Below are 25,664 nucleotides of genomic sequence, written 5' to 3'. Positions count from 1 at the left end.
GACTTGATCCGGGACCTCTCTGGGCGGGCAGAGGCCCCGGATCAGGTCCGGGGCGCACATCCCAGCCGCTTCAGAACAGCTGCAAGAGACGCTTGAGGTAGTCGAGTTCCTCGCTGGGCCGGGCCAGTTCGCCCGAGCGGCGGCGGATTTCGTCCAGAAGCTCCTGCGCGCGCAGGTTCGGATCGTTCTGGACCATGTTCTCGTCTGACCCGATCCGCGCCGCATCCCCCGGCTCACGCCCCAGGGGATCGCGGCCGTTCGGGTCGGCACTGCCAAATTCCTGATTGCCCTGCCCGTCGCGGTTTTCGCGCTGTTCTTGGGCCAAGGCCTCGCCGAAGTCCTGCAGACCGTCGCGCATCGCCTCCATCGCCTCGGCCTGGCGGTCGAGCGCACCGTCAAGGTCACCCCGGCGCAGCGCCTCTTCGGCCTCTTCCATCGCGCGGCCGGCGCGGTCGAGGTTGCGGCGGCCTTCCTCGCCCTGCTCGGTACCGTCGCCGGGAAGCTGGCCCCGCTGGAGGTCATCCAGCCGCTCGCGCAGGTCGCGCTGCCGATCGGTCAGGCTGCCTTGCTCCTGCCCGCCCTGCCCTTCCTGATCGCCCTCCTGGCCCTGGCCCGGCTGGTCCTGGCCCGGTTCCTGGCCGTTCTCGCCGAATTCCTCACCCGGCTGACCGCCGCCCTGCTGCATCTCGCGGAAGGAATCGTCGGAAAGCTCCTGCTGGTCACGCAGGGCATCGCCCAGCTGGCGCATGCCTTCCTGGCCGGGGCTGCCCTGTCCCTGGCCCTGGCCTTGGCCCTGACCCTGGACGATCTCCATGTTCTCCATCAGCTGGCGAAGCTGTTCCATCAGCTCGGCAGCTTCGGCTGTGCGGCCCTCTTCCATCAGGCGCTGAAGTTCGTCCAGCATCTGCTGCAACTGGTCGCCCGACATCATCTGGCCCTGCATCTGGCCTTGCTGCTGCTGGTCGCCGGGGTTGCGCTGCGCTTCTTCGGCAAGCTCGCGCATGTATTCGTTCAGCGCCTGCTGCATCTCGCGCATTAGCTCTTCGATCTCTTCCGGCGAGGCGCCGTTGCGGATCGCCTCGTCCAGCCGGTCCTGGGCGCGTTGCAGGCGTTCGAAGGCGTCCTGGAGGTTCCCCTCCTCGACCATCAGGGCGATGTTCCACAGGTCTTCGGCCAGCCGGTCGCGGTCTTCGACGGAAAGGCTGGCCTCTTTCGCCTCAAGGTCACGGATGACCACGCGCAGGTACATGAAGGCGCGTTCGTGGCGGATGAAGCCGTCAGGCCGGTGGGTCATCGCTTTCAGAAGCTGGACGGCGCGCGGGGCGTTCACCCGGTTCCACAGGATATCGCGCCGCATCTCGATCAGCGCAGCGGCGAAGGGATCGAAGAAGCGCTTGCCCGGCAGGGTGACGGCATGGGGGGCCGAAGTCGCCTCCTGCCCTGCGGCGTCGACGGCGGCGAAGACCATGGTCACGGGCAGGTTGGCGAAGACATGCTTCGACAGGTCGTCGACCAGCGTCTCTTCGACCTCGGTCCGGTCGCCGGAAAGGGGCATCGGCAGGTCGAGCACCACGGGCTCCACCGGCTCGGGGTCGACGGTCAGGCCGTGGCGGCGGGTGACGGCCGCGAGGTCGAGGGTGATCGTCACCCGGCCCGCGACGACGCCGTAATCATCGGTGGCGCTGAAGGGCTGCTTGAAGCGGCCATCGGCCTCGCGCCCCATCTCACCGGTGACGCTGATCGAAGGGGCAAGGTCGGGCACCGCGGCGATGTTCCATTCACGTCCGCCGCGACCTTCGATCGAAAGTTGCCCGGAGCGCATCACCGTCAGGTCATGGACCCCGGGGATGGCGGCCGGGACAGCGGCGGCGGGGGTCGTCCCCGGCACGGTCGCCGGGTCCGCCGGCGCGGCGGTGACGGGTGGCAGGTCGGCAATCGTCTGGGCAACGGTCAGCTCGCCCTCGGGGCCATAGAGGCGGATCTGCACACGGGTTCCCGTGGGCAGTTCCAGCGTGCCGGCGGTGATCTCGTTGAGGTAAAGTGAGGGCTTCCCGGTATAGGCGGGCGGCTGGGCCCAGCCTTCCCAAGTCGGACCGCCCGGCATCGCCTCGGCCGCGCCGGGGGCGAGGCCCGAGACGGTGGCCACGCGCCAGAAAGACCCGAAGATCATCGCCATCACGAAGGCGGTCAGCGCGACATAGCGGAGCGAGAACGGATCGCGCGACGAAAGCCGCAGGTCCGGGGCCACGGGCTGGGCCTGGGCGGCGCGGGCGGCCATGCGGTCCTGATGCGCCTGCCAGACGGCAAGCGAGGCGGGATCATCGGTGCCGATCGCCTGGGTGTCGCGGAGGGCGGCGATGGGACGACCGGGCATGGCCGAATCAAGCCGGTTCAGCGCGTCATCCAGCGTGGGTTTGCGGAACCGCCGGTAGCCAAGGACGAAAAGGCCCAGCGCTGCCAGGGCCGCAGCCACACCGCCCCATTGCGCCCAGGCCAGGGGGCCAAGGTCCTGCAGGCCGAAAGCCAGGGCGGCAAGCACTGCAAGGATCAGCGACCAGAGCGGCCAGAACGCGCGGGCCAGTCGTTCCGCCCAAAGCCCGACGAACGTCAGCCGCATGGGCCAGACGAGCGATTTCAGCGGCGCTTCTGCGGGTTTCCCGGTCATCTCACCTGCCACCGGCCGGACGGGACGTCACAGCCACGCAGGGATGGTATCGCGGTTCAGGATTTCGTCAAAGGTCGGCCTTGCCCGTATGACGGCGAAGTGATCCCCGTGGACCAGCACCTCGGGGATCAGCGGCCGGGTGTTGTATTCCGAGGCCATCACCGCGCCATAGGCACCTGCACTGCGGAAGGCGACAAGGTCCCCTTCGGCCACCAGCGGCAGGTCGCGGCCCTTGGCGAAGGTGTCGCCGGTTTCGCAGACCGGGCCGACCACGTCGAACTCCTGCGTCGGTGCGGCGACCGGGGGTTCGGCCACCGGGACGATGTCGTGATGCGCGCCGTACATCGAGGGGCGGACGAGGTCATTCATTGCGGCGTCGAGGATCAGGAAGTCCCGCCCCTCGCCGTTCTTCACATAGATCACCTTCGCCACGAGAATGCCGGCGTTGCCGGAAATCAGCCGGCCCGGCTCGATCTCGATCTCGCAGCCGAGGTCGCCGACAGTGCGCTTGATAAGTGCGCCGTAGTCGGTGGGCAGGGGCGGCGCCTCGTTCGACCGGGTGTAGGGGATGCCAAGGCCCCCGCCGAGGTCGAGGCGAGTGATCGTATGGCCTTCTGACCGCAGGCGGCGGGTCAGGTCGGCGACCTTGAGATAGGCCTGCTCGAACGGCTCCAGCTCGGTCAGCTGGCTGCCGATGTGGACGTCGATCCCGATGACCTGAAGCCCCGGCAGGCGGGCGGCCTCGGCATAGACCTCGGAGGCGCGGGCGATGGGGATGCCGAACTTGTTTTCCTTCTTGCCGGTGGCGATCTTCTCATGCGTCCGGGCGTCGACGTCGGGGTTCACGCGAACGGTGATCGGGGCGGTCAGCCCGAGACTTGTGGCAACATCAGAGAGGGCCCGCATCTCGGGCTCGCTTTCCACGTTGAACTGCCGGATGCCGCCGGTCAGGGCAAGCCGCATCTCCTCGCGCGTCTTGCCGACTCCGGAAAAGACGATCCGGTCGCCCGGCACGCCCGCCGCCTTGGCCCGCAGGTATTCCCCGCCCGAAACCACGTCCATCCCGGCCCCAAGATTGCCGAGCGTCTTCAGGACCGCCACGTTGGAGAGGGACTTGATCGCAAAGCAGACAAGGTGGGGCAGTGGCGACAGCGCCTCGGTGAACAGGCGGTAGTGCCGGGTCAGCGTGGCGGTCGAATAGACGTAGAACGGCGTTCCGACCGCGGCGGCGATATCGGGGATCGCCACGTCCTCGGCGTGAAGCGTGCCGTTCTTGTAAAGGAAATGGTCCAATCGTCGCCCCCGGTCTGACGGTGCCGTCATAGCGAAGCGCCGCACGGGTGCAAAGCGCCGATTTCTTCGAAGAAATCGAAACGGAAATCGCGGATTTCCGGTGCGGAGTTTTCGAAAACTCTGCGCCCCGGCTGGTCAAGCGGCGGTGGCAGGCTAGGATGGCGCGAAAGAGGGGGACCGCCATGTCACGCACCGTCATCATCGAGGCCACCGGCGGCCCGGAGGTCCTGAAACTGGTCGACCGCCCGGTGGGGGACCCCGGACCGGGCGAGATCAGGATCGCGCAGCGGGCCTGCGGGCTGAACTTCATTGACGTCTATCAGCGGTCCGGGCTCTATCCCCTGCCCTTGCCGGCCGCACTTGGGATGGAGGCGTCCGGCGTGGTCGAGGCGGTGGGGGACGGCGTCACCCATCTGAAACCGGGCGACAGGGTCGCCTATGCCGCGAACCCGCCAGGAGCCTATGCGGAAGCGCGCGTGATGCCCGCCGCGCAGGTCTGCCCCCTGCCCGACGCGATCGGTTTCGACGAAGGCGCGGCGATGATGCTGAAGGGGATGACTGTCCAGTACCTTTTCCGCCGCACGACGCCGCTCAAGGCCGGGGACACGGTGCTCTTCCACGCCGCCGCCGGGGGTGTCGGCCTGATCGCCTGCCAATGGGCGCGGGCCGAGGGCATCCGCCTGATTGCCACGGCCGGGTCGGACGAGAAGTGCCGCCTTGCGCTCGACCACGGCGCAGAGGCAGCGATCAACTACCGGACCGAGGATTTCACCGCCCGCGTCAGGGAACTAACGGGGGGCAAGGGTGTGGACGTGGTGATGGATTCGGTCGGCAAGGACACGTTCGAAGGGTCGCTCAACTGCCTGAAACCCTTCGGGATGATGATTTCCTTCGGCAACGCCAGCGGCAAGGTGCCGCCCTTCGACATCCTGACACTTGGCGCCAAGGGATCGCTCAAGATCACCCGGCAGACGCTCTTCACCCATATCGCCGACCATGCCACCTGCCAGCAAATGGCGCGCGAGCTATTCGGGATGGTCACTTCGGGCAAGGTGAAGATCCGGATCGACCAGCGCTTCCCGCTGGAGGCCGTGGCCGAGGCCAACCGCGCGCTCGAGGCGCGGGCCACGACCGGCCAGACGATCCTGACGCTCTGATCAGGCCGTCTGGCGCCCCGAGCGCAGGAAAAGGTAGAGCGGCAGACCGCAGCTGACGCCGATGCAGAAGGTCGCGGGGATCGCGACAAGGTGCCACCATGCGCGGCGGCTGATCGCCTCGGCCAGGATCCAGACGGTCAGGGCGATGGCGGCGATCGTCAGATCCCAGGTCAGGCCGGTGGTCGAGGCGTTGACGTACCAGGCGTCGATCAGGCCGCCAAGGCCGGTTCCGGTCTCGCGCATGTACTTCAGGAACCAGTACATCGGATGCACCGCGCCCCAGATGGCAAGCGCCAAGAAGGCAAGGCGCAGCGGCGTCATTCCGAGACGACCCCGATCTGCGCGTCACCCGAGATGGTGATCCCCGGCTTGGCGGGGGGCTGCGGCGCGCCGTCGGCTCCGCAGGCGGCAAGGAGGGCAAGCGCGGGAAGGGCAAGAAGGCGGGTCATCGGGTCCTCGTGTCTGCGGTGCGGGGAGCTTTCCGCCTTTCGGGCTTACGAATAGCCCGGCCAGGCGGATCATCAGGGAAGTCTTTGCAAGGGGTCGGTTATGGTGATGCCAAGAACCGGTTCCTTGGCGCGAAGGTCGGTACCCAAAGTCGTGCGCTCACCCACAGGGACGGTCAAGTCCGGCAGGCGGGTGTCCTTGCACGCGGCAAGCGCAGGAAGGGCGATGAGGATCAAGCCCACCGCGGGAAACCCCGCGCGCTCTGGGAATGATCCGGTGGCGACGGCGGTCATCCCTCAGCCCATCCGCGCTTTCCAGGCGGCGATCTGGGCCCGCACCTGATCGGGCGCGGTGCCGCCATAGGACGTGCGGCTGCGGACCGAGTTTTCCACGCCGAGCACGGCAAACACCGCCGCCGTGATGCCGGGATGCACCGACTGCATGTCGGCGAGCGTCAGGTCCGGCAGGTCAACGCCCCGCTGTTCGGCCATGGCAACCAGCGTGCCGGTCACGTGATGCGCCTCGCGGAAAGGCAGGCCGAGTTCGCGCACCAGCCAGTCGGCAAGGTCGGTCGCAGTGGAGAAACCGCTTGCCGCCGCCGCCGCCAGCGCCGCGCGGTTAGCGGTCATGTCGCCGACCATGCCGGTCATCGCGGCAAGTCCCAGCATCAGGCTGTCGGCGGCGTCGAAGACCTGTTCCTTGTCTTCCTGCATGTCCTTGGAATAGGTCAGCGCCAGGCCCTTCATCACGGTGAAAAGCGCCACCGTTGCCCCAAGGATGCGGCCCAGCTTGGCCCGCAGAAGCTCGGCCGCGTCGGGGTTCTTCTTCTGCGGCATGATCGAGGACCCGGTGGTCCAACGGTCCGACAGGCGGACAAAGCGGAACTGGGCCGAGGACCAGATCACCAGCTCTTCGGCAAAGCGCGAAAGGTGCATGGCACAGATCGACGCAGCGGACAGGAACTCCAGCGCAAAGTCGCGGTCGCTGACGGAATCGAGGCTGTTCGCCGTCGGCCGGTCGAACCCCAGCGCCTTCGCGGTCATGTGCCGGTCGATGGGAAAGCTGGTTCCCGCCAGTGCCGCCGCGCCCAGCGGGCATTCGTTCATCCTGCGGCGGGCGTCTTCGAACCGCGAGCGGTCGCGGGCGAACATCTCGACATAGGCCATCATGTGGTGGCCCCAAGTCACCGGCTGGGCAGTCTGAAGATGGGTAAAGCCGGGCATGATCCAGTCGGCCCCGGCCTCGGCCTGCGCAAGGAAGGCCGCGATCAGCCCGGTCAGCCCGGCGATGGCCTGGTCGCACTGGTCGCGGACCCAAAGCCGGAAGTCGACCGCCACCTGGTCGTTCCGGCTGCGGGCGGTGTGCAGGCGCTTGCCGGCCTCGCCCACGATCTCGGTCAGCCGGGCCTCGACGTTGAGGTGGATGTCCTCAAGCTCGACCCGGAAAGGGAACTTTCCCCCTTCGATCTCTGACAAGACCGTGAGAAGCCCTTCCCCGATAGCCTTGGCGTCATTATCACTCAGGATGCCTGTCGCTGCCAGCATGGCGGCATGGGCCCGGCTGCCCGCGATATCCTGCGCGTAGAGCCGCTGGTCGAACCCGATCGAGGCGTTGATCGCCTGCATGATCGCGTCCGGCCCGGTGGCAAAGCGCCCGCCCCACATCTGGTTGGCGGCAGGGGATTTCGGGGAAACGGTCATGGGGAACGGCCTTGCGAGGGGTGATGCTGCGGAAAACTCTCACGGTCGTTTATACGGCCTTCCTGCTTGGTGCAAACGCGGCTCTGGCGGACGTCGCGGCGCTGCGTGACGGCGACATGAAGAAGCTTGCCCTGCACGAGGCGCCCGCGCCGGTGCCCGAGGTCGGGCTGGTCGATGCCGATGACGCCCCCCGATCGCTGGCCGAGTATCGCGGCAAGTGGGTGGTGCTGAACTTCTGGGCCACTTGGTGCGCGCCCTGCCGGCACGAAATGCCCTCGCTCGATCGGCTGCAGGCTTCGATGCCCGAGATTGCCGTGGTTCCGGTGGCGACGGGGCGGAACTCGGTCACCGGGATAGAGAAGTTCTTTGCCGAAGAATCGATCGTCAACCTGCCCATCCTGCGCGACCCGACGTCCGAACTGGCGCGCGGGATGAGCGTGATGGGCCTGCCGGTCACGGTGATCCTGAACCCCGAGGGGCAGGAGGTTGCCCGCCTCATCGGCGATGCCGAATGGGACAGCGACAGCGCCAAGGCGATCATGTCGGCCTTCGTCGCCGGGCAGTAACGGCTCCTCGTGCGCCTTCGTCTTCTCGTCGCTGTCGCGCGGATCGCCTAAAGATCGAACGTCGCGAAAACCGGCACATGGTCTGACGGCTGCTCCCAGCCGCGCACGGCGCGGGGGATGCGGCTGCTGTGCGCTGCGCCGACGATATCGGGCGTCGCCCAGACATGGTCCAGACGGCGGCCCTTGTCGGCTGCGTCCCAGTCGGCCGAGCGGTAGCTCCACCAGCTGTAAAGCCGCCCGTCGGGAATGTCCTTGCGGGTCACGTCCTGCCATTTCCCGGCATCCATGACCTCTGCGAAATGCTCCACCTCCACCGGCGTGTGGCTGACGATCTTCAGCAGTGCCTTGTGGTTCCAGACGTCGTCCTCACGCGGGGCGATGTTGAGGTCGCCCACCAGGATCGCGCGGTCGGGGCAGTCCTGGTGGAAATGGTCGCGCATCTCGGTCAGGAAATCGAGCTTCTGGCCGAACTTCACGTTCTCTTCGCGGTCCGGGATATCGCCGCCTGCCGGGACATAGCAGTTGTGGATCGTCACCCCGTTTTCCAGCCGCGCCGCAACGTGGCGCGCATGACCAAGCTGGGCGAAATCCCGGTCGCCGGCATCGGTGATCGGCAGCTTCGACAGGATCGCCACACCGTTGTAGCCCTTCTGCCCGCGCGCGACGAGGTAGCGGTAGCCAAGCGCCTGGAACTGGGCCAGGGGAATGTTTTCCACCGGGCTTTTGCATTCCTGCAGGCAGAGGATGTCCGGGGAATCCTCAGCCAGCAGCCGGGCGACCAGCCCCTCGCGCAGGCGGACCGAGTTGATGTTCCAGGTGGCAAGGGTGAAGGGCATGGGTCCTCAGCGTGTCATGTCGGCCAGGGCTGCGATCAGTGCGGCCTGAAACGCGGCCGGCGCCTCGATCAGGGGTATATGGCCCACATCGGGCAGAATGGAAAGCGGCGCGCCGGTCAGGTTGGCAAGGGCTTGGGCTTCTTCCAGCGGCGTGGCGCTGTCCCGGTCGCCGCAGATCAGGGCCAGCGGCAGGGTAAGCTTGGCCCATGCCTCAGCGCTGGTCGACAGTGCCCCGGCGGGCGCGATGATCTGGCTTGGCATCCATGCGGCCAGGGCCGCGGTCGTTCCCGCGCGCCGATTGGGTCGGTTCAGCATTTCGATCAGCGCAGGGGTCGCGGCGTCCTGCTGATGCAGGAAGCGCCGGACGATCGCGCCGGTGGCAATGGGATTGGTCAGCGTTGCCGAGATCACCAGTTCGCGCATCACCGGATACCCTAGCGGCCAGGGCGGGGTCTGGCCCGTCCCGTCGCGGCCAAGGCCGATCTGTCCCGAAACCACGACCAGCCCGGCAATCGCCTCGGGCTCCATCATCGCCGCCTCTGCCGCCGGGCCCGCGCCGATGGAATGGGCGACGAGGATCGGCCTGACCCCAAGGGCTTCGACCAGCGCCAGAAGGCGCCTCGCTTGCGCCTGTCGGCTGTAATCGCCGCCAGGATCGCGGAAGGACCAGCCCATCGGCGGCATGTCGAAGGCGATGGCGCGATAACCCGCGGCCGCCAGCGCCTCAACCGTCGGGCGCCAGATCCGCGACCAGCCGATCGAGCCGTGCACCAGAAGAACCGGCGTGCCGGCTTCAGGGCCAAGCTCTTCGACATAGATCGGGCCAAGCGCCGTTTCGACCATCCGCCCCTCTTCCGGGATGCGGACGGGAAGGACGCCAACCTCGCGAATCATCGACGCAAGACGCAGCCCGCCCAGAAGGATTGCAGCCAGACTGACCAGAATGACCAACAGGGCGACAAGCGTGCGCATCGCCCTCGGCTAGCAGCCTTGGCCCCTTCCTGCAATCACGACAAAAAAAGGCCGGGCAAACGGCCCGGCCAGGTCCAACAGGGAGGATGCCGCGCCATAACCCCGACGCGACCAGGGGAACTTGCTGCACAACCGGTGCATGCGAGAAAGGTAGCAAGCAATTCCGGCAACAATAAGCCCTGATGCGCAAGATTTCGGGGCTGTTGCAAGGCAGACGCAGCACAGAGTTGCCGCGCCGCCACAGTACTGCCGCTACGTCAGGCCACCAGCCGGTAACCCCCGCTTTCGGTCACCAGAAGGCGCGCGTTCGAGGGATCGGGCTCGATCTTCTGGCGCAGGCGGTAGATGTGGGTTTCCAGCGTATGGGTGGTGACCCCGGCGTTGTACCCCCAGACCTCGTGCAGAAGGACATCCCGTGCCACCACGCCGGACTGCGCGCGGTAGAGGTATTTCAGGATATTCGTCTCTTTCTCGGTCAGACGGATCTTCTTTTCCTTCTCGTCCAGCAGCATCTTCTGCGCCGGCTTGAAGGTGTAGGGGCCCATCTGGAAGACCGCATCCTCGGATTGTTCATGCGTGCGAAGCTGCGCGCGGATGCGGGCCAGAAGCACCGGGAACTTGAAGGGCTTCGTCACATAGTCATTTGCCCCGGCATCAAGGCCTAGGATCGTGTCGCTGTCGGTATCATGGCCGGTCAGCATCAGGATCGGGCATTTGACGCCCTGCTTGCGCATCCGGCGGCAGAGCTCGCGCCCGTCGGTGTCGGGCAGGCCGACATCCAGGATCACGAGGTCGAAAAGGCCGGCCTTGACCTTCTCCATCCCCTCGGCGCCGGTACCGGCTTCGAAGACGTCGAAGTCTTCGGTCATCACCAGCTGCTCGCTCAGCGCCTCACGCAGGTCTTCGTCGTCATCAACCAGCAGGATTTTCCGCAGTTGGGCCATCTGGTGCGTCCTTCGCCTGTTCAGGAGCCTTTCGGGGTGAAATGCGTGCCGTTCACGGACCCTGCAAGATATGCGACGAAAACCTCACGCGGTCGTGTGAGCAGGCCGCGCAATGTTTCAATTTCACAGGCCGGACGGTATGGAGGGACGCATGAGCCTGACGCTTTCCCCGACCGAACGCTTGAGCCGCGCCAAGGGTGACCTTCGCATGGGGGTTCCCGTCCTTCTGGCGGGACCGTCGGGGGCTGCGCTGGTGGCGGCGGTGGAGGCGCTGGACACGGCCCGGCTGGCAGAGCTTCGCGCAATGGGGCCGCTGGAGCTGGCGATCACCGCACGGCGGGCCGAGACGCTGAAGGCGCGGGCCTATGACGGTGACCTGGCGCGGATCCGGCCGCCGGCGGATGCCGGGCTTGACTGGCTGCGGTCGCTGGCCGATCCGGCGGATGACATGCGGACGCCGATGAAAGGGCCGCTCGTCACGCTGCGCGAGGGGTCGGCCGATCTGCACCGCGCGGCCCTTTCGCTGGCCAAGGCCGCGCATCTTCTGCCGGCCGCCCTTGTCGTGCCGGTCACTGACGCGCTGATGCTTGCCGGGCGGCATGGCCTGACGCTTCTGACGCTGGACGAGATTGCCCCCGCCCTTGCGGCGATGCCCCCCTTGGCCGAGGTCGTCTCGGCCCGGGTGCCGCTGGTCGCGAGCGAGGCGGGGCGTGTCCATGTCTTCCGCCCCGACGAAGGCGGGGACGAACACTACGCGATCGAGATCGGCCGCCCTGACCGGTCGAAGCCGGTGCTGGCCCGCGTCCATTCGGCCTGCTTCACCGGCGATGTGCTGGGCAGCCTGAAATGCGACTGCGGCCCCCAGCTTCGCGCCGCGCTGGCGCAGATGGGGGCGGAAGGGGCCGGGGTGCTCCTGTACCTCAACCAGGAAGGCCGCGGGATCGGCCTTGCCAACAAGATGCGCGCCTATTCCCTGCAGGATCAGGGGTTCGACACGGTCGAGGCGAACCACCGGCTCGGGTTCGAGGATGACGAGCGCGACTTCCGCATCGGCGCGCAGATCCTGCGGAAGCTGGGCTTCTCGGCCGTGCGGCTGATGACAAACAACCCCAGGAAACTGGCGATGATGGAATCCTGCGGCCTGGCGGTGACCGAACGCGTGCCGCTGCATGTCGGCCAGACGGTCGAGAACCGGGGCTACCTTGCGACGAAGGCGGCAAAGTCGGGCCACCTGCCGTGACGCCGGAAGACCTTGTCGTCACCCCGATGAGCCTGCGCTTTCTGGGGCGGCGGTTCCCCTGTGCCCTCGGCCGGGGTGGGATCGTCCCGCCGGGGGCGAAACGCGAAGGGGATGGCGCGACGCCGGCGGGGGTTCATCGGCTTGTGGGGATGCTCTACCGCCCGGATCGCCTGCCCCGCCCTGCGGACTGGGCGCTGCCGATCGGGCCCTCCGACCTTTGGTCCGACGATCCACGGGACGAGGATTACAACCTGATGGTCCGCGCGCCGCACGGGTTCAGCCATGAACGCCTGCGCCGGGCCGACCCGATGTATGACCTGGTGATCCTGACCGACTGGAACTGGCCCCATGCCGAACCCGGGCGCGGGTCGGCGATCTTCATCCACCAGTGGCGCCGCCCCGGCGCGCCCACGGCAGGCTGCGTCGCCCTGCCCCGCCGCGCCCTGCACTGGATCGCCCCGAGGATCACCTACCAGACGCGCCTGATTGTCCGTCCTCGGACCTGAACCGGCGCTCATCCCTTCCTTCGGTCGGTCTTCGCCTGACGCTTGACGAAGACCGACCGAAGGGGAGGGATGAGTGGGCCGAAGACCTCTTCCCAAACCGCTTTGGATTTCCTAGTCTCCCGCGCCAAAGGGGAGGACCGACATGGCCAGAACGCCGTCCGGCACGGATGACGACATCTTCGACTTGCGGCTGGCCCGCTCCGCACCCGATCTCTTCCCGATGCTCGAGGCGCTTTACGGCGCGCGAGGGGATTATCCGGACTTCCGCGACAGGCTGGTCAAGGCGCTGCGCAAGGGCTGGAAGGACCGCCCGACGGACCTGAAGCGGCTGGACCTGGCCCGCGACCTTGAACCCGACTGGTTCCAGCGGCCCGGTATGGCGGGCTATGTCTTCTACATCGACCGCTTCGCGGGCAACCTTCAGGGGGTGCTGGAGAAGCTCGACTACCTGCAGGACCTCGGGATCACCTACGTCCACCTGATGCCCTGCCTGAAGCCCCGTCCGGGTGACAGCGACGGCGGCTATTCGGTGATGGACTACCGTCAGATCAACCCCGCCTTCGGGACGATGGCCGACTTCGAGGCCGTCAGCGCCGCCCTGCGGGAACGGGGGATGTCGCTCTGTGTCGACCTTGTCCTGAACCACACGGCGAAGGAACATGCCTGGGCGAAAAAGGCGGCGAAGGGCGACCCGGTCTATCAGGACTACTACCTGATGTTCGACAGCCCCGACCTGCCGGACCAGTACGAACGCACGCTGGTCGAGGTCTTTCCCGACAACGCGCCCGGCAACTTCACCCATTACCCCGAGATCGGGAAATGGGTCTGGACCACCTTCAATGAACACCAGTGGGACCTGAACTGGGCCAATCCGGCGGTGTTCCTTGAGATCGTCGAGGTGATGCTGTTCCTGGCGAACAAGGGCGTCGATGTCCTGCGCCTGGATGCCGTGGCCTTCATGTGGAAGCGGATGGGCACCCGCTGCCAGTCCGAGCCCGAGGTTCACATGCTTCTTCAGGCGCTGCGGGCCTGTTCCCGGATCGCGAGCGCGGCGGTGATTCACCTGGAAGAGGCGATCGTCGCACCGGCGGAGATGCTGCCCTATCTTGGCCGGGGCAAGCATGACGGGAGGGAGGGGAACCTCGCCTACCACAACTCGCTGATGGTGCAGTTCTGGTCGGCGCTGGCCACGCGGGACACCCGTTTGATGACGCATGTCCTGGCCACCCATTTCCCCGACCGGCTGACCAACGCCACCTACGCGACCTATATCCGCTGCCACGACGACATCGGCTGGGCGGTGACGGATGAGGATGCGGCGGCCGTGGGGCTGTCGGGGCAGGGGCACCGCAGCTTTCTGTCGGACTTCTACGAGGGCAGCTTTCCCGGCACCTTCGCGAAGGGTGCCCTCTTCCAGGTCAACGAGGCGACGGGGGACAAGCGGATCTCGGGGTCGTTCGCCAGCCTTGCGGGACTGGAGCGGGCGGAGGCCGATGGCGACCTTGCCGGGATCGAGATGGCGGTGCAGCGCGTCCTGATGGGGCACGCCCTGATCGCGGCCTGGGGCGGCATCCCGCTGATCTACATGGGCGACGAGCTGGCGCTGAAGAACGACTACGGCTACCTTGACGATCCCCACCACGCCCATGACAGCCGGTGGGTCCACCGTCCCCGGATGGACTGGGGGCTGGCCGGGGCGCGGCATTCGGGCGATACCCCGGCGGCGCGGGTGTTCTGGGGGACGAAGACGATCCTTGCCCGCCGCGCGGCGACCCCGGCGCTGCATGGGGCGGTGCCGGTCCGGGTCGTGTCGGCCGGGAACGATGCCGTGCTGGCCTTCCAGCGGCTGGCCCCGACGGGCACCCTTCTGGGCCTTTTCAACTTCACCGAGGCCTGGCAGGAGGTGGGCGAGGCGCAGGTTCGGGCCCTGGGGGTCGTGGGCATGCATGACGCCCTGTCGGACCAGCGGGTCGAGACGCATGGCGGCAAGGTCGTCCTGCCGCCCTATGCGCGGGTCTGGCTGACCTGACCACAGCCTGACCACAGTGGTCAAATTGCGATTATGTCTTGATTACAGTGATTTACGCGTGGGCGTTAGGGGATTCTTAACCCGTGGCCCGAGGGCCGGAACCGGGGTCGGTGCGCTGTAGCGCACCCTACGCCGTGTAGGAGCGCGCGCCGAAGATCGCGCTGCCGACGCGGACATAGGTGGCGCCGTGGGCGATGGCGGCTTCGAAATCGCTGCTCATCCCCATCGAGAGGCCGGAAAGCCCGTGGTCGGCGGCCATGCGGGCCAGCATCGCGAAATGCGGGGTGCTGTCCTGATCCTCGGGCGGGATGCACATGAGGCCGACCGGGGCAAGGTCGAGCGACCGGCAATCGCGCAGGAAGGCGGGCAGATCGGCGGGCAGGACGCCGGCCTTCTGCGGCTCTTCGCCGGTGTTCACCTGCACGAAAAGCTGCGGCAAGCTTCCCCGTGCCTGCTGGAGACCCGCCAGCTTCTGCGCCAGCGACGGCCGGTCAAGGGTGTGGATGGCATCGAAAAGCTCTACCGCGACCTTTGCCTTGTTCGATTGCAGGGGGCCGATCATGTGGAGTTCCAAGGGACCGAAGCGATCCCGCCAGGCGGGCCATTTCGCCGCCGCCTCCTGCACGTAATTCTCGCCGAAGACGCGGTGCCCGGCCTGAAGCACGGCTTCGACCCGTTCGGGCGGCTGCACCTTGGAGACGGCGATCAGCCGGACCGCGCCTTCGGGGCGTCCGGCGGCACGTTCAGCGGCGTGGATGCGTTGGGTGATCTGGTCGAGCGACATGGTTTCCCCCGTTTGCGCCATACCTAGCGCGAGGGGGCAAGAAAGGAAAACCCGTCCCGGACGGCCCCCCACCCTCTCCCACGGGGGGAGGGAAGCGCCTGAAGACCCAAGCGTGGAAACCGGACCCGGCGGCGCAAAAGGAAAGGGCGGGCCCGAAGGCCCGCCCCCTGTCTGTTTCCAATCCCGAGGGATTAGAACGAGAAGCTAACACCGAAGTCGAAGGCGGTGTCGGAGACCGAAGCGTCCGAACCGTCCGTCAGCTCGGAGTCGACGATACCGCCGACAACCTTGGCGCCGCCGCCGAGGTCGTAGGACGCGCCGAGGCCCAGCGATTCACGCGACAGGACGTTCGCGCCGGTTGCCGAGTCTTCGAACGCCTTGTCAGCGTAGAAGCCGGTGACCGAGATCGCGTCCATCGCGTAGGTGCCCGAGATCGACCACTGGTCGAAATCGATGTCGCCCGAGTTGGCAGGGTCAGAGCCGGTAACCGAAAGATCAGCCGTGCCCCAACGCACTTTACCGGTGAAGGCACCGAAGGTGGCGTCCGCGCCGAGGTAGAGGTGGTCGCCGGAGATGTTGCCCGGGCCAGAAGCCGCGTCAACGTCCAGGTCTTCGTAGCCGATACCGAACATGTAGGCGTCAGTCTTGTAGTTCGCACCGAGCGACCATGCAACGCCATCGGTGGTTTCGGTGCCGTCGGTTGCGACAGAGCCATCCAGGTTGAAGTCGTAGGACGACTCAAAGCCCGGGTTGGTGACGCCGACGAAGAGGCCGATGTTGCCGGTGGTGTATTCGTACAGAACCGACGGGTCGCCGGTCAGGCCGAAGGTGGACGCGTTGGTCGAGAGCGAGTCAAGGTCGGTCAGGTCGTCATCCGAGAGACCGCCGTTGCCGAGGAAGGCCGATTCGTTCAGGTCCGACAGGCCGGTGAGGCCGACGCCATCAACGTGGCCGACAGCAGCGACGGCAGCGCCGTCAACGTCGCCCATCGAGATCTTGCCGAAAGCGCCCGACAGGAAGACCGAGCCGGCCTTGCCGTTGGCAGCGTTCGACGAGTTGTCAGCGCGGAAGCCGGCGCCGAACGAGAGGCCGCCATCGGTTTCGCCCGAGAAGGTGAAGGCGACGCGGGCACGGCTGGTGAAGCCGATATCATCATCAGCGTCAGCGTCGTAAACGAAGTCGTCCAGGAAGCCCATGCGGGCGTCGCCCGACAGGGTGATCTCAGCGGCGGCAAGACCGGCGGTGCCCGCCAGGATGCTCGTCGCAAGAAGAAGCTTTTTCATGTTTTTCCCTCTTTCTTCAAGGTAAGCCCTCCGCAGGGGAATCCGCAGCGGGAATGGAGTGTTTTTCAACCGACCCGCCCCGATTTGCAACGCCAAGCGGCGGCCCCGCGAAAAACGGCGCAAAGCTGGTGCAGCAAAGCCACAGGTCCGGGAGGGGCCGATCAGCGCGGGCGGGCGGCGGCCTGCGCATGGCGCGCGGGCGGCTTGAAAGGCCTTGGAAAGGCTGGGGCGCTAAGCTAGACAGCGGGACATGAGGTTTCGGGGTATCCGGATGCAGTCTTACAACGTCACGCGCCTTGTCCTGGCCCTGGGCCTGACAGCGGCCCTGTCCGGCTGCGGCGGGGGCGGATGGTTCGGCGGGCCTGCAGTGGATGCGACCGGGGCGCAGCTGACGCAGAAGCAGCGGGCCGACGCCCAGCGCGCGCGGATCGAGGAAGTCAGCAACGCGGACGACGAGTTCGACCTGAACGAGGGCGATTCCAGTGTCTTCGACCTTTTCGACGGCGGGGACGATCCGAACACCACGGTCGAGGTGAACAAGTACATCTGGCAGGCGAGCCTCGAGGTGCTGAACTTCCTGCCCATCGAATCGGTGGACCCGTTCACCGGGGTGATCGTCACCGGCTATGGCCGCCCCCCCGGCGGCGGGCGGGCCTATCGCGCGACGGTCTATGTGCAGGACCCCGCGCTGGATGCCCGCAGCCTGAAGATCGCGATGCAGGCCCAGGGCGGCGGCACCGTCAGCCAGGACACGGTGCGCGCGGTCGAGGATGCGATCCTGACCCGGGCGCGGCAGCTGCGGGTGCGCGACAGCAATCTCTAGGGCTGGCCGCGGGGGGTGGACCTTTCCTGCCGCGCATGTGTAATTCCGCCCCGAAATTCGCCCGGAATTCCGCATGAGGCCCGAAGATGTCGCGCTATGACCCCGCCCTGATCGAACCCAAGTGGCAGAAGGCCTGGGACGAGGCCGGGGCCTTCCTAGCGCGGCGGGACCCCGCGAAGCCCAAATACTATGTGCTGGAGATGTTCCCCTACCCCTCGGGGCGCATCCACATGGGGCATGTGCGCAACTACACGATGGGCGACGTGGTGGCGCGGTTCAAATCCGCCTGCGGTTTCAGCGTGCTGCACCCGATGGGCTGGGACGCCTTCGGGATGCCGGCCGAGAATGCGGCGATGGAGCGGGGCGGTCATCCGAAGGACTGGACCTACGGCAACATCGCCGACATGAAGGCGCAGATGAAACCCCTGGGCCTGTCGATCGATTGGTCGCGCGAGCTTGCGACCTGCGATCCGGAGTATTACGGCCAGCAGCAGGCGATGTTCATCGACATGATGGAGGCGGGCCTCGTCTACCGGAAGGCTGCGGTGGTGAACTGGGACCCGGTGGACATGACGGTTCTGGCCAACGAGCAGGTGATCGACGGAAAGGGCTGGCGGTCGGGCGCGGCGGTGGAGCGGCGTGAGCTGACGCAGTGGTTCTTCAAGATTTCGGATTACTCGGAAGAGCTGCTGAGCGCGCTGGACGGGCTGACGAACTGGCCGGAAAAGGTGCGCCTGATGCAGGCGAACTGGATCGGGAAGTCTCGTGGCTTGCAGTTTGCGTTCGAGACGGTGGGGGCTCCGGCGGGGTTCGAGACGCTGGAGGTCTACACGACCCGGCCGGACACGCTGATGGGGGCTTCGTTTGCGGCGATCTCCCCGGATCATCCGCTGGCCAAGGCGCTGGAGGCGGACCCGGAGGTGGCAGCGTTCGTGGCGGAATGCCGGAAGGGCGGGACCTCTGCCGAAGAGATCGAGACGGCCGAGAAGATCGGCTATGACACCGGGATCAGGGTGAAGCATCCCCTTGATCCGGCGTGGGAATTGCCGGTCTGGATCGCCAATTTCATCCTGATGGATTACGGCACCGGGGCGATCTTCGGCTGCCCGGCGCATGACCAGCGCGACTTCGACTTTGCGACGAAGTACGGCTTGCCGATCAAGGCGGTGTTCACGGCGGACGGCAGCGATGCGGCGCTGGCCGAAGCCTTCGTGCCGATGAAGTCCGAGAAGGTGCATTACATCCGCGGCTTCGCCGGGGAGGCGGTGCAGACCGGCGACGAGGGGGTGGCAACGGCCATCGCCCATGCGGAATCGAACGGCTATGGCAAGGGCGTGACCAAGTTCCGCCTGCGCGACTGGGGGGTTTCGCGGCAACGCTATTGGGGCTGTCCGATCCCGGTCATCCATTGCGCGACCTGCGGCGTGGTGCCGGAGGACAAGAAGAACCTGCCGATCGAACTTCCCTACGACGTCAGCTTCGACATTCCCGGCAACCCGCTCGACCGCCACCCCACCTGGCGCGACTGCACCTGCCCGAAATGCGGGGCCAAGGCACGGCGCGAGACGGACACGATGGACACTTTCGTGGATTCGTCCTGGTACTTCGCCCGTTTCACCGCCCCGCGCGCGACGACGCCGACGGTGCTGGAGGATGCGGAATACTGGATGAACGTCGACCAGTATATCGGGGGGATCGAACACGCGATCCTGCACCTCCTTTACTCGCGCTTCTTCGCCCGGGCGATGCAGAAGACCGGTCACCTGCCGGCAAAAGCGATCGAGCCCTTCAATGCGCTTTTCACCCAAGGCATGGTGACGCACGAGATCTACAAGACGACTGATGCAGCCGGCCGCCCGGTCTATCATCTGCCCGAGGACGTGATCCGCACCGAAGGCGGAGCCACGCTCAAAGATGGGACGAAGGTCGAGGTCATCCCTTCGGCCAAGATGTCGAAGTCGAAGAAGAACGTCGTCGATCCGATGAACATCATCGCCTCTTTCGGAGCGGACACGGCGCGGTGGTTCGTGATGTCGGACTCTCCACCCGAGCGCGACGTGGAATGGACCAGCGCCGGGGCCGAGGCGGCGTTCAAGCACCTTTCCCGCGTCTGGGCGCTGTGCGACCGGATCGGCCAGATGCCCGCGGATCACAAGGGCGAGGGCGACGGGGACTTGGCAAAGGCCACCGCCAAAGCAATCGACGAAGTGACCAAGGGCATCGAGGGCTTTGCCTTCAACAAGGCCATCGCCAGCCTTTACGCCTTTACCAACACCATCGCCAAGGCCAATGCCTCGACCCCCGTGATGAAAGAGGCGATCCGGACGCTGGCGAAGCTCATGTCGCCGATGACGCCGCATATCGCGGAATCGATCTGGGCCTATCAGGGCGGCGCGGGACTTTGTGCGCAGGCGGCGTGGCCCAAGGCGGACCCGGCGCTTCTGGTCGACGACACGGTGACCCTGCCGATCCAGATCAACGGCAAGCGGCGGGCGGAAATCAGCGTGCCGAAGGAGATGGCGGCGGGCGAGGTTGAAAAGATCGCGCTGGCGAACGAGGATGTGGTCAGGTTCCTTGCCGGGCAGCCGGTGAAGAAGATCATCGTCGTCCCGGGGCGCATCATCAATGTGGTCATCTAGGCGAAGCGTCCCTCACCCCGTCCTTCTCCCTCGGGGGGAGAGCGACCCTGTTTCTCCCTCTGCATATCCTGACGCCCCGGCAGCGCGCCGGGATGAGGGGACCATGCCCCGCCGCTTGGTGCTGCTGCTGCCTCTTGCCCTTGCTGCCTGCGGGTTCACGCCGGCCTATGCGCCGGGCGGCGCGGCGACGGCGCTTGTCGGTGCCGTCCGGGTGCAGGACCCGTCCGACAAGAACGGCTTCGACCTTGTCGAGCGGCTGGAAGAGCGGCTCGGGCGGCCCGAGGCGGAGCGCTATGACCTGAGCTTCACAATCATCACCGAATCTGTCGGTGTCGGCATCACGACCGCGAGTGAGGTCAGCCGTTTCAACCTGAAGGGCGTAGTGGACTATACCCTGACCGAGCGGGCCACCGGGGCGCGGGTCACCGGCGGCAGGGTGCAAAGCTTCACCGCCTATTTCACCACCGGGTCGACCGTGGCCGTGCTCGCAGCCGAAGAAGACGCGGCGACCCGGCTGATGCGTATCCTTGCCGACCAGATCGTCGCGCGGCTGGTGGCGGCGACGGCCGCCAAGCCATGATCCTGAAAGGCGCCGAAGCCGCCCGCTACTGCGCCCGGCCCGATCCGGCACGCGCGGGCCTTCTGATCTTCGGCGCGGATCCGATGCGCGTGGCGCTGAAGCGGCAGGAGGCGATTGCCGCCCTTGTCGGTCCGGATGGCGAGGCCGAGATGCGGCTGACGCGCATGTCCGGGGGCGATCTGCGGAAGGATGCGAGCCTGCTTCTGGATGCGATCAAGGCGGTCGGGTTCTTCCCCGGTCCGCGCGTGGCCTTTGTCGAGGACGCGACCGACACGCTGGCGGAAACGATTTCCACGGCGCTGCAGGAATGGAAGCCGGGGGATGCGGTGATCGTGGTCACGGCAGGCGGGCTGACGGGGAAATCGGCGCTGAAGGTGCTGTTCGAGAAGCACCCGAGCGCCGTCTCGATCGGGCTTTACGACGACCCACCGGGGCGGGAAGAGATCGAGGCGGCGCTGAAGGCGGCGGGGCTGGCCGACATCGACCGTGAGGCGATGGCCGACCTGACCTCGCTGGCCCGGGCGCTGGACCCCGGCGACTTCCGCCAGACGCTGGAGAAGATCGCGCTGTACAAGTTCGGCGATCCCTCGCCCCTGACCCCGGCGGATGTGGCGGTGATGGCCCCGGCGACCATCGAGGCCGAGGTTGACGACCTGATCGACGCGGTAGCCGAGGCGCGCGCCCCGGCGATCGGCCCCCTTGTCCGGCGGCTGGAGGGCCAGGGCGTGCTGCCGGTGACGATCTGCATCGGGGCGCTGCGACACTTCCGCATCCTGCATGCGGCAGCGACCGACCCTGCCGGGCCGGGCGTGGGCATCCAGAAGGCGCGGGTCAACTTCAAGCAGAAGGACGCGATGGGCCGGCAGGCCGGGCAATGGGGCGTGCGGATGCTTGAGCAGGCGATCTCGGTCCTCCTCGAAACCGACCTAACCCTGCGCTCGACCAGCAAGGCGCCCGGCATGGCGCTGATGGAACGCGCGCTGATCCGGATCGCGATGACGCGGCGCTAGGCGCGCCGGATCGTTCCGGTCATCGGCACCGCCCCTGCCAGCGTGTTGGAAATCGTTCCGTATTTCAGGATGTTGCGGTGCAGAAGGTCCAGCCGCTGATCGCTTTCATCGGTGGTCACAACAATCTCGTAGCGGATCGAGACGAGCTTTGGCGGGGCATCCTGACGGATCGCTTCGAGCCGAAGGTCGATGCCATCAAGCTGGAACTTCAAGGCGGGGGAAACCCGCTGCACCCCCTTGATCATGCAGGCCGCAAGGGCCGAGAGAAGAAGCTCGACCGGGTTCATTGCGTCCGCCCCCCCGGCCAGGTCGGTTCCAAGCGCAACTTCCGCTCCATGGGCAATCGCAAGACTTCGGGTTTCATCCAGCCGACGCGCTGTAACCGCGTATTCCATGACCCCTCCGGATTGACAGTCACCGCCGCAAACGGACAATGCCCTGATCAAAGGAGTCCCGCCTTGACCCAGCGCAAGCCCGAGCCGAGCCCAATCGAGGCCTTCCTGGCCCCGCTGGCGCTGATCACCCGAAGGCATCCGGGAATCGAGGGCATGGTCTTCTGGGGCGGGCCCGGGGGCTGGGACACGGCCCCGACCGAGGCACTGGAGGCCGAGGAGATCGCCTTCTACGCCGAAGGGCTGCTCCTGGACGGGTTCCGGATGCGCTGGTGGCTGCTGGCGCTGGCCGCCGAACCGGGCGTGCCGGACCATCTTCGCCTAGCCTTCTGGCAGGACGACAGCCCCGTGCCCGAAGCGCCTCCCGGTTGGCTCGTGCTGGACGAGGGCCTCTGGACCGGCGCCTGAGCCCCTTGCCCGGCGCGCCCTGCCGCACCTAGGGTGCGCGCGACCTGCCGCAGGATCCCGACCATGCATGTGCTTTACGACCCCGCCCCCCGTTCCACCGACGAAATCTTCGCACCCGACGCACTGGCCGAGTTTCGGCGCCGCCACCACGTGACGGAATGGCAGGGTGAGGACCGCGATGCGTTCTATTCCCGGGAACTGCCACGCACCGACATCCTGATCTCGCAGCAGCCGATGGGCGAGGACCGGCTGGCGCTGGCGCCCGGGCTGAAGGCGATCTTCAACGTCGAGACGAACTTCCTGCCGAACATCGATTACGAGGAATGCTTCCGGCGCGGCATCCACGTCCTGGCCCCCGCGCAGGTCTTTGCCGCGCCGGTCGCCGAGATGGCGCTGGGCATGGCGCTTTCGCTGGCGCGCAACATCCACGGCGAGCACGCGGCCTTCCTGCACGGCACCGAGCGCTGGCTGTTCGAGGGCAACCGCGAGGCGGAACTCCTTGCGGGATCGACCGTCGGCATCATCGGCTTCGGCGATCTTGGCCGGGCGCTCTACCGGCTGCTTGCGCCCTTCGGCTGCCGGGTGCAGGTCTTCGACCCCTGGCTTCCGGACGGCCACCTGCGGCGTCTGGGGGTGGAGCCGGCGGGGTTCGACGCGCTGATGGCGGGAAACCGCTTCGTCTTCTTGATGGCGGCGATCACCACCGCGAACCGGGGGATGATCGACGCGCGGGCGCTGGGCCTGATGCAGCCGGGAGCGATGCTGCTTTTGATGTCGCGCGCGGCGGCGGCGGACTTTCCGGCGCTGGTGGCGGCGGCAGCCTCGGGCCGGGTGCGCGTGGCGACGGACGTGTTCCCGGTCGAGCCGGTGCCGCCGGACGACCCGGTGCGCGCGGTGCCGAACATGCTGTTCTCGCCGCACCGGGCCGGGGCGCTAACCCTTGCGCTGCGCGAGATCGGGACGCGGGTCCTGGAGGACATGGACCTTATTGCCCGCGGCTTGCCGCCGGTCGCCTGTCGCAGGGCGGAACGCGAGACGGTGGCGATGCTGCGGTCGAAGCCGGTCGACCGGTCCTGACACGCCGCTTGCGCCGGCCGGGCAAATCAGCAGACTTCCGGACATGGCCTTCACCCTGCGCCAGCTTCAGTTCTTTGTCGCCGCGGCCGAGGCTGGATCGGTCTCGGGCGCGGCGCGGGCGCTGTCGATCAGCCAGTCTTCGGTCACCGAGGCGATCCTTAGCCTTGAGGGCGACCTGGGCGTTGCCCTTTTCGACCGGCAGGCGCGGGGACTGCTGATCACCCACAAGGGCTCGGCCTTCCTGCGCCATGCACGGAAGATCCTCGCCGATGTCGCCACCGCCCGCTCGGCGTTTCAAAGCGAGGCCGAGGCTGCCACGGGCCGGCTGTCGCTGGGGGTGACGAGCCTGGTTGCGGGCTATGTGCTGTCAGACATCCTGGCCCGCTACCGCCGCGCCTTTCCGCAGATCGAGCTGAACGTGGTCGAGGATAATGGTGATTATCTTCAACACCTTCTGATCGGGGGCGAGCTGGACGTGGCGGTGCTGCTGACCTCGTCGGTCAGGGACCGCCTGGCACTGAACGTCGAGACGCTGCTGGTCTCGCCCTACCGGCTGTGGATGCCGCTGGGCCATCCCCTGGCGCAGCAGGAGACGATCACGCTGGAGGAACTGGCGGGGCAGCCCCTGATCCAGCTCATGGTCGACGAGATCGAGGGCGAGACGCGGCGGCTGACGGCGGCGATGCCGGTCAAGCCGGAGATGGCCTTCCGCACCCGCAGCGTCGAGGCGGTGCGGTCGCTGGTGGCCACGGGGGCGGGCCTTGCGATCCTGCCAAGCCTCGTCTACCGGCCCTGGTCGCTGGAAGGCGACCGGATCGAGACCCGGGACGTGTCCGGCGACCTGCCTTCGGTGCAGGTGGGCCTTGCCTGGCGCAAGGGGGCGCCGCTTTCCGCCCCGGCGCACAACTTCGTCCGCTCGGCGCAGACCGCGATCACCGCGCTCTGACCCATCGGTTTATCCGATAGTGTGCATCAAGTTTTTGCATTTGCGATTTCTTTGAACTTGCCTAGGGTCGAGGACATGACCGGAAGACCGGCGTTCCGCAGTGTTTTGCGGCCCAAACAACAGGGAGAGTGTTATGAAGACATTGAAACTGACGGCGACCACGGCCCTTGCGCTTTTGACGGGGCTGAGCCCGGCACTTGCCCAGATCACCGAGATCGGCGCGCCGGAGGGGCAAGTGAACATCGTCGCATGGGCCGGTTACATCGAGCGCGGCGAAACGATGAAGGAATTCGACTGGGTCACCAAGTTCGAGGCCGCGACCGGCTGCAAGGTGAACGTCAAGACCGCCAACACCTCGGACGAGATGGTGGCCCTGATGAACGAAGGCGGGTTCGACCTTGTGACGGCGTCGGGTGACGCCAGCCTGCGCCTGATCGCCGGCGACCGGGTCCAGCCGATCAACATCGACCTGATCCCGTCGTGGTCGACCGTGGACGAGCGCCTGAAGAACGCGCCCTGGCACACGGTTGACGGCGTTCACTACGGCGTCCCCTACATGTGGGGCCCGAACGTCCTGATGTACAACACCGAGGCCTTCAAGGACGCCCCTCCGACCTCGTGGAACGTGGTGTTCGAAGAGATGACTCTGCCCGACGGCCAGTCGAACAAGGGCCGCGTGCAGGCCTATGACGGCCCGATCCACATCGCCGACGCCGCGCAATACCTGATGTTCCACAAGCCGGAACTCGGGATCACCAGCCCGTACGAGCTGAACGAGGACCAGTACAAGGCCGCGCTGGACCTACTGCGCCAGCAGCGCGATCTCGTCAGCCGCTACTGGCACGACGCCTTCATCCAGATCGACGACTTCAAGAACGAAGGCGTGGTCGCATCGGGCTCGTGGCCCTTCCAGCGCAACCTTCTGCAGTCCGAAGGCCTGCCGATCTCCAGCGTCATCCCGCAAGAGGGTGCGACGGGCTGGGCCGACACGACGATGATGCATGTCGATTCGGCCAACCCGAACTGCAGCTATCTCTGGATGGAGCATTCGCTGGCCTCCAACCTGCAGGCCGACCTTGCGGTCTGGTTCGGCGCGAACCCGGCGGTTCCGGCGGCCTGCACCGACGGGCGCGGCATGTCGACCGCCGAAAGCTGCAAGGCGAATGGGATGGACGATTTCGAGAAGATCCGCTTCTGGACCACTCCGGTCGCCAACTGCAGCCAGGGCGAGGGCATGTGCGTGCCCTACTATCGCTGGGTCAGCGACTACATCGGCGTGATCGGCGGGCGCTGATCGCAACACCTGAGGTGCGCCTCCGGGCGCACCTTCCTTCAGCATGTGGTGCGCAACGGATGCGCACCCTACG

The 25,664-nt window shown here is 66.8% G+C and carries 25 protein-coding genes; 13 read left to right on the top strand and 12 right to left on the bottom strand.

The window, feature by feature from the left end; genetic code table 11:
• Window positions 1–70: 70 nt before the first annotated feature.
• On the bottom strand, window positions 71–2,665 hold the full coding sequence (locus AC2D9V_RS06790) for a TIGR02302 family protein (RefSeq protein WP_484713267.1): 2,595 nt from the start codon (window positions 2,663–2,665) through the stop codon (window positions 71–73).
• 27 nt (window positions 2,666–2,692) lie between these two features.
• Complete coding sequence (gene lysA / locus AC2D9V_RS06785) at window positions 2,693–3,958, bottom strand: diaminopimelate decarboxylase (RefSeq protein ID WP_484713266.1); 1,266 nt, start codon at window positions 3,956–3,958, stop codon at window positions 2,693–2,695.
• 182 nt (window positions 3,959–4,140) lie between these two features.
• Between lysA and AC2D9V_RS06780 the strand changes: the two genes are divergently transcribed.
• Window positions 4,141–5,115, top strand: coding sequence for a quinone oxidoreductase family protein (locus AC2D9V_RS06780; RefSeq protein WP_484713265.1), 975 nt, complete (start codon window positions 4,141–4,143; stop codon window positions 5,113–5,115).
• Here AC2D9V_RS06780 and AC2D9V_RS06775 read toward each other — a convergent pair whose 3' ends face one another.
• The 4 genes from AC2D9V_RS06775 to argH form a co-directional block, all read right to left on the bottom strand.
• Entirely contained in the window at window positions 5,116–5,436 is a 321-nt protein-coding gene (locus tag AC2D9V_RS06775) for a DUF2834 domain-containing protein (RefSeq protein ID WP_484713264.1), read from the bottom strand.
• Window positions 5,433–5,564, bottom strand: a complete 132-nt coding sequence (locus AC2D9V_RS06770; RefSeq protein ID WP_484713263.1) for a hypothetical protein — start codon at window positions 5,562–5,564, stop codon at window positions 5,433–5,435. The genes AC2D9V_RS06775 and AC2D9V_RS06770 overlap by 4 nt, the downstream gene beginning before the upstream one ends.
• Before the next feature lie 72 nt (window positions 5,565–5,636).
• Window positions 5,637–5,855, bottom strand: a complete 219-nt coding sequence (locus AC2D9V_RS06765; RefSeq protein ID WP_484713262.1) for a hypothetical protein — start codon at window positions 5,853–5,855, stop codon at window positions 5,637–5,639.
• Between the two features lie 3 nt (window positions 5,856–5,858).
• Window positions 5,859–7,262, bottom strand: a complete 1,404-nt coding sequence (gene argH / locus AC2D9V_RS06760; RefSeq protein WP_484713261.1) for an argininosuccinate lyase — start codon at window positions 7,260–7,262, stop codon at window positions 5,859–5,861.
• A gap of 23 nt (window positions 7,263–7,285) precedes the next feature.
• Between argH and AC2D9V_RS06755 the strand changes: the two genes are divergently transcribed.
• Window positions 7,286–7,828 (top strand): TlpA family protein disulfide reductase, encoded by a 543-nt coding sequence (locus tag AC2D9V_RS06755; RefSeq protein WP_484713260.1) that lies wholly within the window; start codon window positions 7,286–7,288, stop codon window positions 7,826–7,828.
• Between the two features lie 47 nt (window positions 7,829–7,875).
• Here the strand turns inward: AC2D9V_RS06755 and AC2D9V_RS06750 are convergent, their stop codons facing one another.
• From AC2D9V_RS06750 to AC2D9V_RS06740, 3 genes are all read right to left on the bottom strand, one after another.
• Complete coding sequence (locus AC2D9V_RS06750) at window positions 7,876–8,664, bottom strand: exodeoxyribonuclease III (RefSeq protein WP_484713259.1); 789 nt, start codon at window positions 8,662–8,664, stop codon at window positions 7,876–7,878.
• A gap of 6 nt (window positions 8,665–8,670) precedes the next feature.
• Window positions 8,671–9,636, bottom strand: coding sequence for an alpha/beta fold hydrolase (locus AC2D9V_RS06745; protein WP_484713258.1), 966 nt, complete (start codon window positions 9,634–9,636; stop codon window positions 8,671–8,673).
• 257 nt (window positions 9,637–9,893) lie between these two features.
• On the bottom strand, window positions 9,894–10,580 hold the full coding sequence (locus AC2D9V_RS06740) for a response regulator transcription factor (RefSeq protein ID WP_484713257.1): 687 nt from the start codon (window positions 10,578–10,580) through the stop codon (window positions 9,894–9,896).
• 151 nt (window positions 10,581–10,731) lie between these two features.
• Between AC2D9V_RS06740 and ribA the strand changes: the two genes are divergently transcribed.
• From ribA to AC2D9V_RS06725, 3 genes are all read left to right on the top strand, one after another.
• Window positions 10,732–11,820 (top strand): GTP cyclohydrolase II, encoded by a 1,089-nt coding sequence (gene ribA, locus AC2D9V_RS06735; RefSeq protein ID WP_484713256.1) that lies wholly within the window; start codon window positions 10,732–10,734, stop codon window positions 11,818–11,820.
• Window positions 11,817–12,326 carry a L,D-transpeptidase family protein gene (locus tag AC2D9V_RS06730; RefSeq protein ID WP_484713255.1) on the top strand — a complete coding sequence of 170 codons (510 nt, stop codon included), beginning with the start codon at window positions 11,817–11,819 and terminating at the stop codon, window positions 12,324–12,326. Before ribA ends, AC2D9V_RS06730 begins: the two co-directional genes overlap by 4 nt.
• 142 nt (window positions 12,327–12,468) lie before the next feature.
• Window positions 12,469–14,355 (top strand): amylosucrase, encoded by a 1,887-nt coding sequence (locus AC2D9V_RS06725; protein ID WP_484713254.1) that lies wholly within the window; start codon window positions 12,469–12,471, stop codon window positions 14,353–14,355.
• Between the two features lie 127 nt (window positions 14,356–14,482).
• Here the strand turns inward: AC2D9V_RS06725 and AC2D9V_RS06720 are convergent, their stop codons facing one another.
• Window positions 14,483–15,139 (bottom strand): YggS family pyridoxal phosphate-dependent enzyme, encoded by a 657-nt coding sequence (locus AC2D9V_RS06720; protein ID WP_484713253.1) that lies wholly within the window; start codon window positions 15,137–15,139, stop codon window positions 14,483–14,485.
• A gap of 191 nt (window positions 15,140–15,330) precedes the next feature.
• A complete protein-coding gene (locus AC2D9V_RS06715; RefSeq protein ID WP_484713252.1) occupies window positions 15,331–16,422 on the bottom strand; it encodes a porin in 1,092 nt (363 codons plus the stop codon).
• Between the two features lie 250 nt (window positions 16,423–16,672).
• On the opposite strand from AC2D9V_RS06715, the gene AC2D9V_RS06710 reads away from it, so the two are divergent.
• From AC2D9V_RS06710 to holA, 4 genes are all read left to right on the top strand, one after another.
• A complete protein-coding gene (locus tag AC2D9V_RS06710; protein WP_484713251.1) occupies window positions 16,673–17,245 on the top strand; it encodes a DUF3576 domain-containing protein in 573 nt (190 codons plus the stop codon).
• An 86-nt stretch (window positions 17,246–17,331) separates the two neighbouring features.
• Window positions 17,332–19,884 (top strand): leucine--tRNA ligase, encoded by a 2,553-nt coding sequence (gene leuS, locus AC2D9V_RS06705; protein ID WP_484713250.1) that lies wholly within the window; start codon window positions 17,332–17,334, stop codon window positions 19,882–19,884.
• A 103-nt stretch (window positions 19,885–19,987) separates the two neighbouring features.
• Window positions 19,988–20,464, top strand: a complete 477-nt coding sequence (gene lptE, locus AC2D9V_RS06700; RefSeq protein ID WP_484713249.1) for an LPS assembly lipoprotein LptE — start codon at window positions 19,988–19,990, stop codon at window positions 20,462–20,464.
• Entirely contained in the window at window positions 20,461–21,474 is a 1,014-nt protein-coding gene (gene holA, locus AC2D9V_RS06695) for a DNA polymerase III subunit delta (RefSeq protein ID WP_484713248.1), read from the top strand. The genes lptE and holA overlap by 4 nt, the downstream gene beginning before the upstream one ends.
• On the opposite strand, the gene AC2D9V_RS06690 is transcribed toward holA, so the two are convergent.
• Window positions 21,471–21,869, bottom strand: a complete 399-nt coding sequence (locus AC2D9V_RS06690) for an OsmC family protein (RefSeq protein WP_484713247.1) — start codon at window positions 21,867–21,869, stop codon at window positions 21,471–21,473. The genes holA and AC2D9V_RS06690 overlap by 4 nt on opposite strands.
• 63 nt (window positions 21,870–21,932) lie before the next feature.
• Here AC2D9V_RS06690 and AC2D9V_RS06685 point away from each other — a divergent pair, with 63 nt between their 5' ends.
• From AC2D9V_RS06685 to AC2D9V_RS06670, 4 genes are all read left to right on the top strand, one after another.
• On the top strand, window positions 21,933–22,274 hold the full coding sequence (locus tag AC2D9V_RS06685) for a hypothetical protein (protein WP_484713246.1): 342 nt from the start codon (window positions 21,933–21,935) through the stop codon (window positions 22,272–22,274).
• A gap of 63 nt (window positions 22,275–22,337) precedes the next feature.
• Window positions 22,338–23,351: an NAD(P)-dependent oxidoreductase gene (locus AC2D9V_RS06680; RefSeq protein WP_484713245.1), complete on the top strand. Its 1,014-nt coding sequence runs from the start codon at window positions 22,338–22,340 to the stop codon at window positions 23,349–23,351.
• A 43-nt stretch (window positions 23,352–23,394) separates the two neighbouring features.
• Window positions 23,395–24,297 (top strand): LysR family transcriptional regulator, encoded by a 903-nt coding sequence (locus AC2D9V_RS06675; RefSeq protein WP_484713244.1) that lies wholly within the window; start codon window positions 23,395–23,397, stop codon window positions 24,295–24,297.
• 133 nt (window positions 24,298–24,430) lie between these two features.
• Window positions 24,431–25,591: an ABC transporter substrate-binding protein gene (locus AC2D9V_RS06670; protein WP_484713243.1), complete on the top strand. Its 1,161-nt coding sequence runs from the start codon at window positions 24,431–24,433 to the stop codon at window positions 25,589–25,591.
• Window positions 25,592–25,664 lie beyond the last annotated feature (73 nt).

Source organism: Tabrizicola sp. T46, from assembly GCF_057219895.1.
Note: the sequence above shows the minus strand (reverse complement) of the source record. Positions and strands in the feature narration are given on the sequence as shown.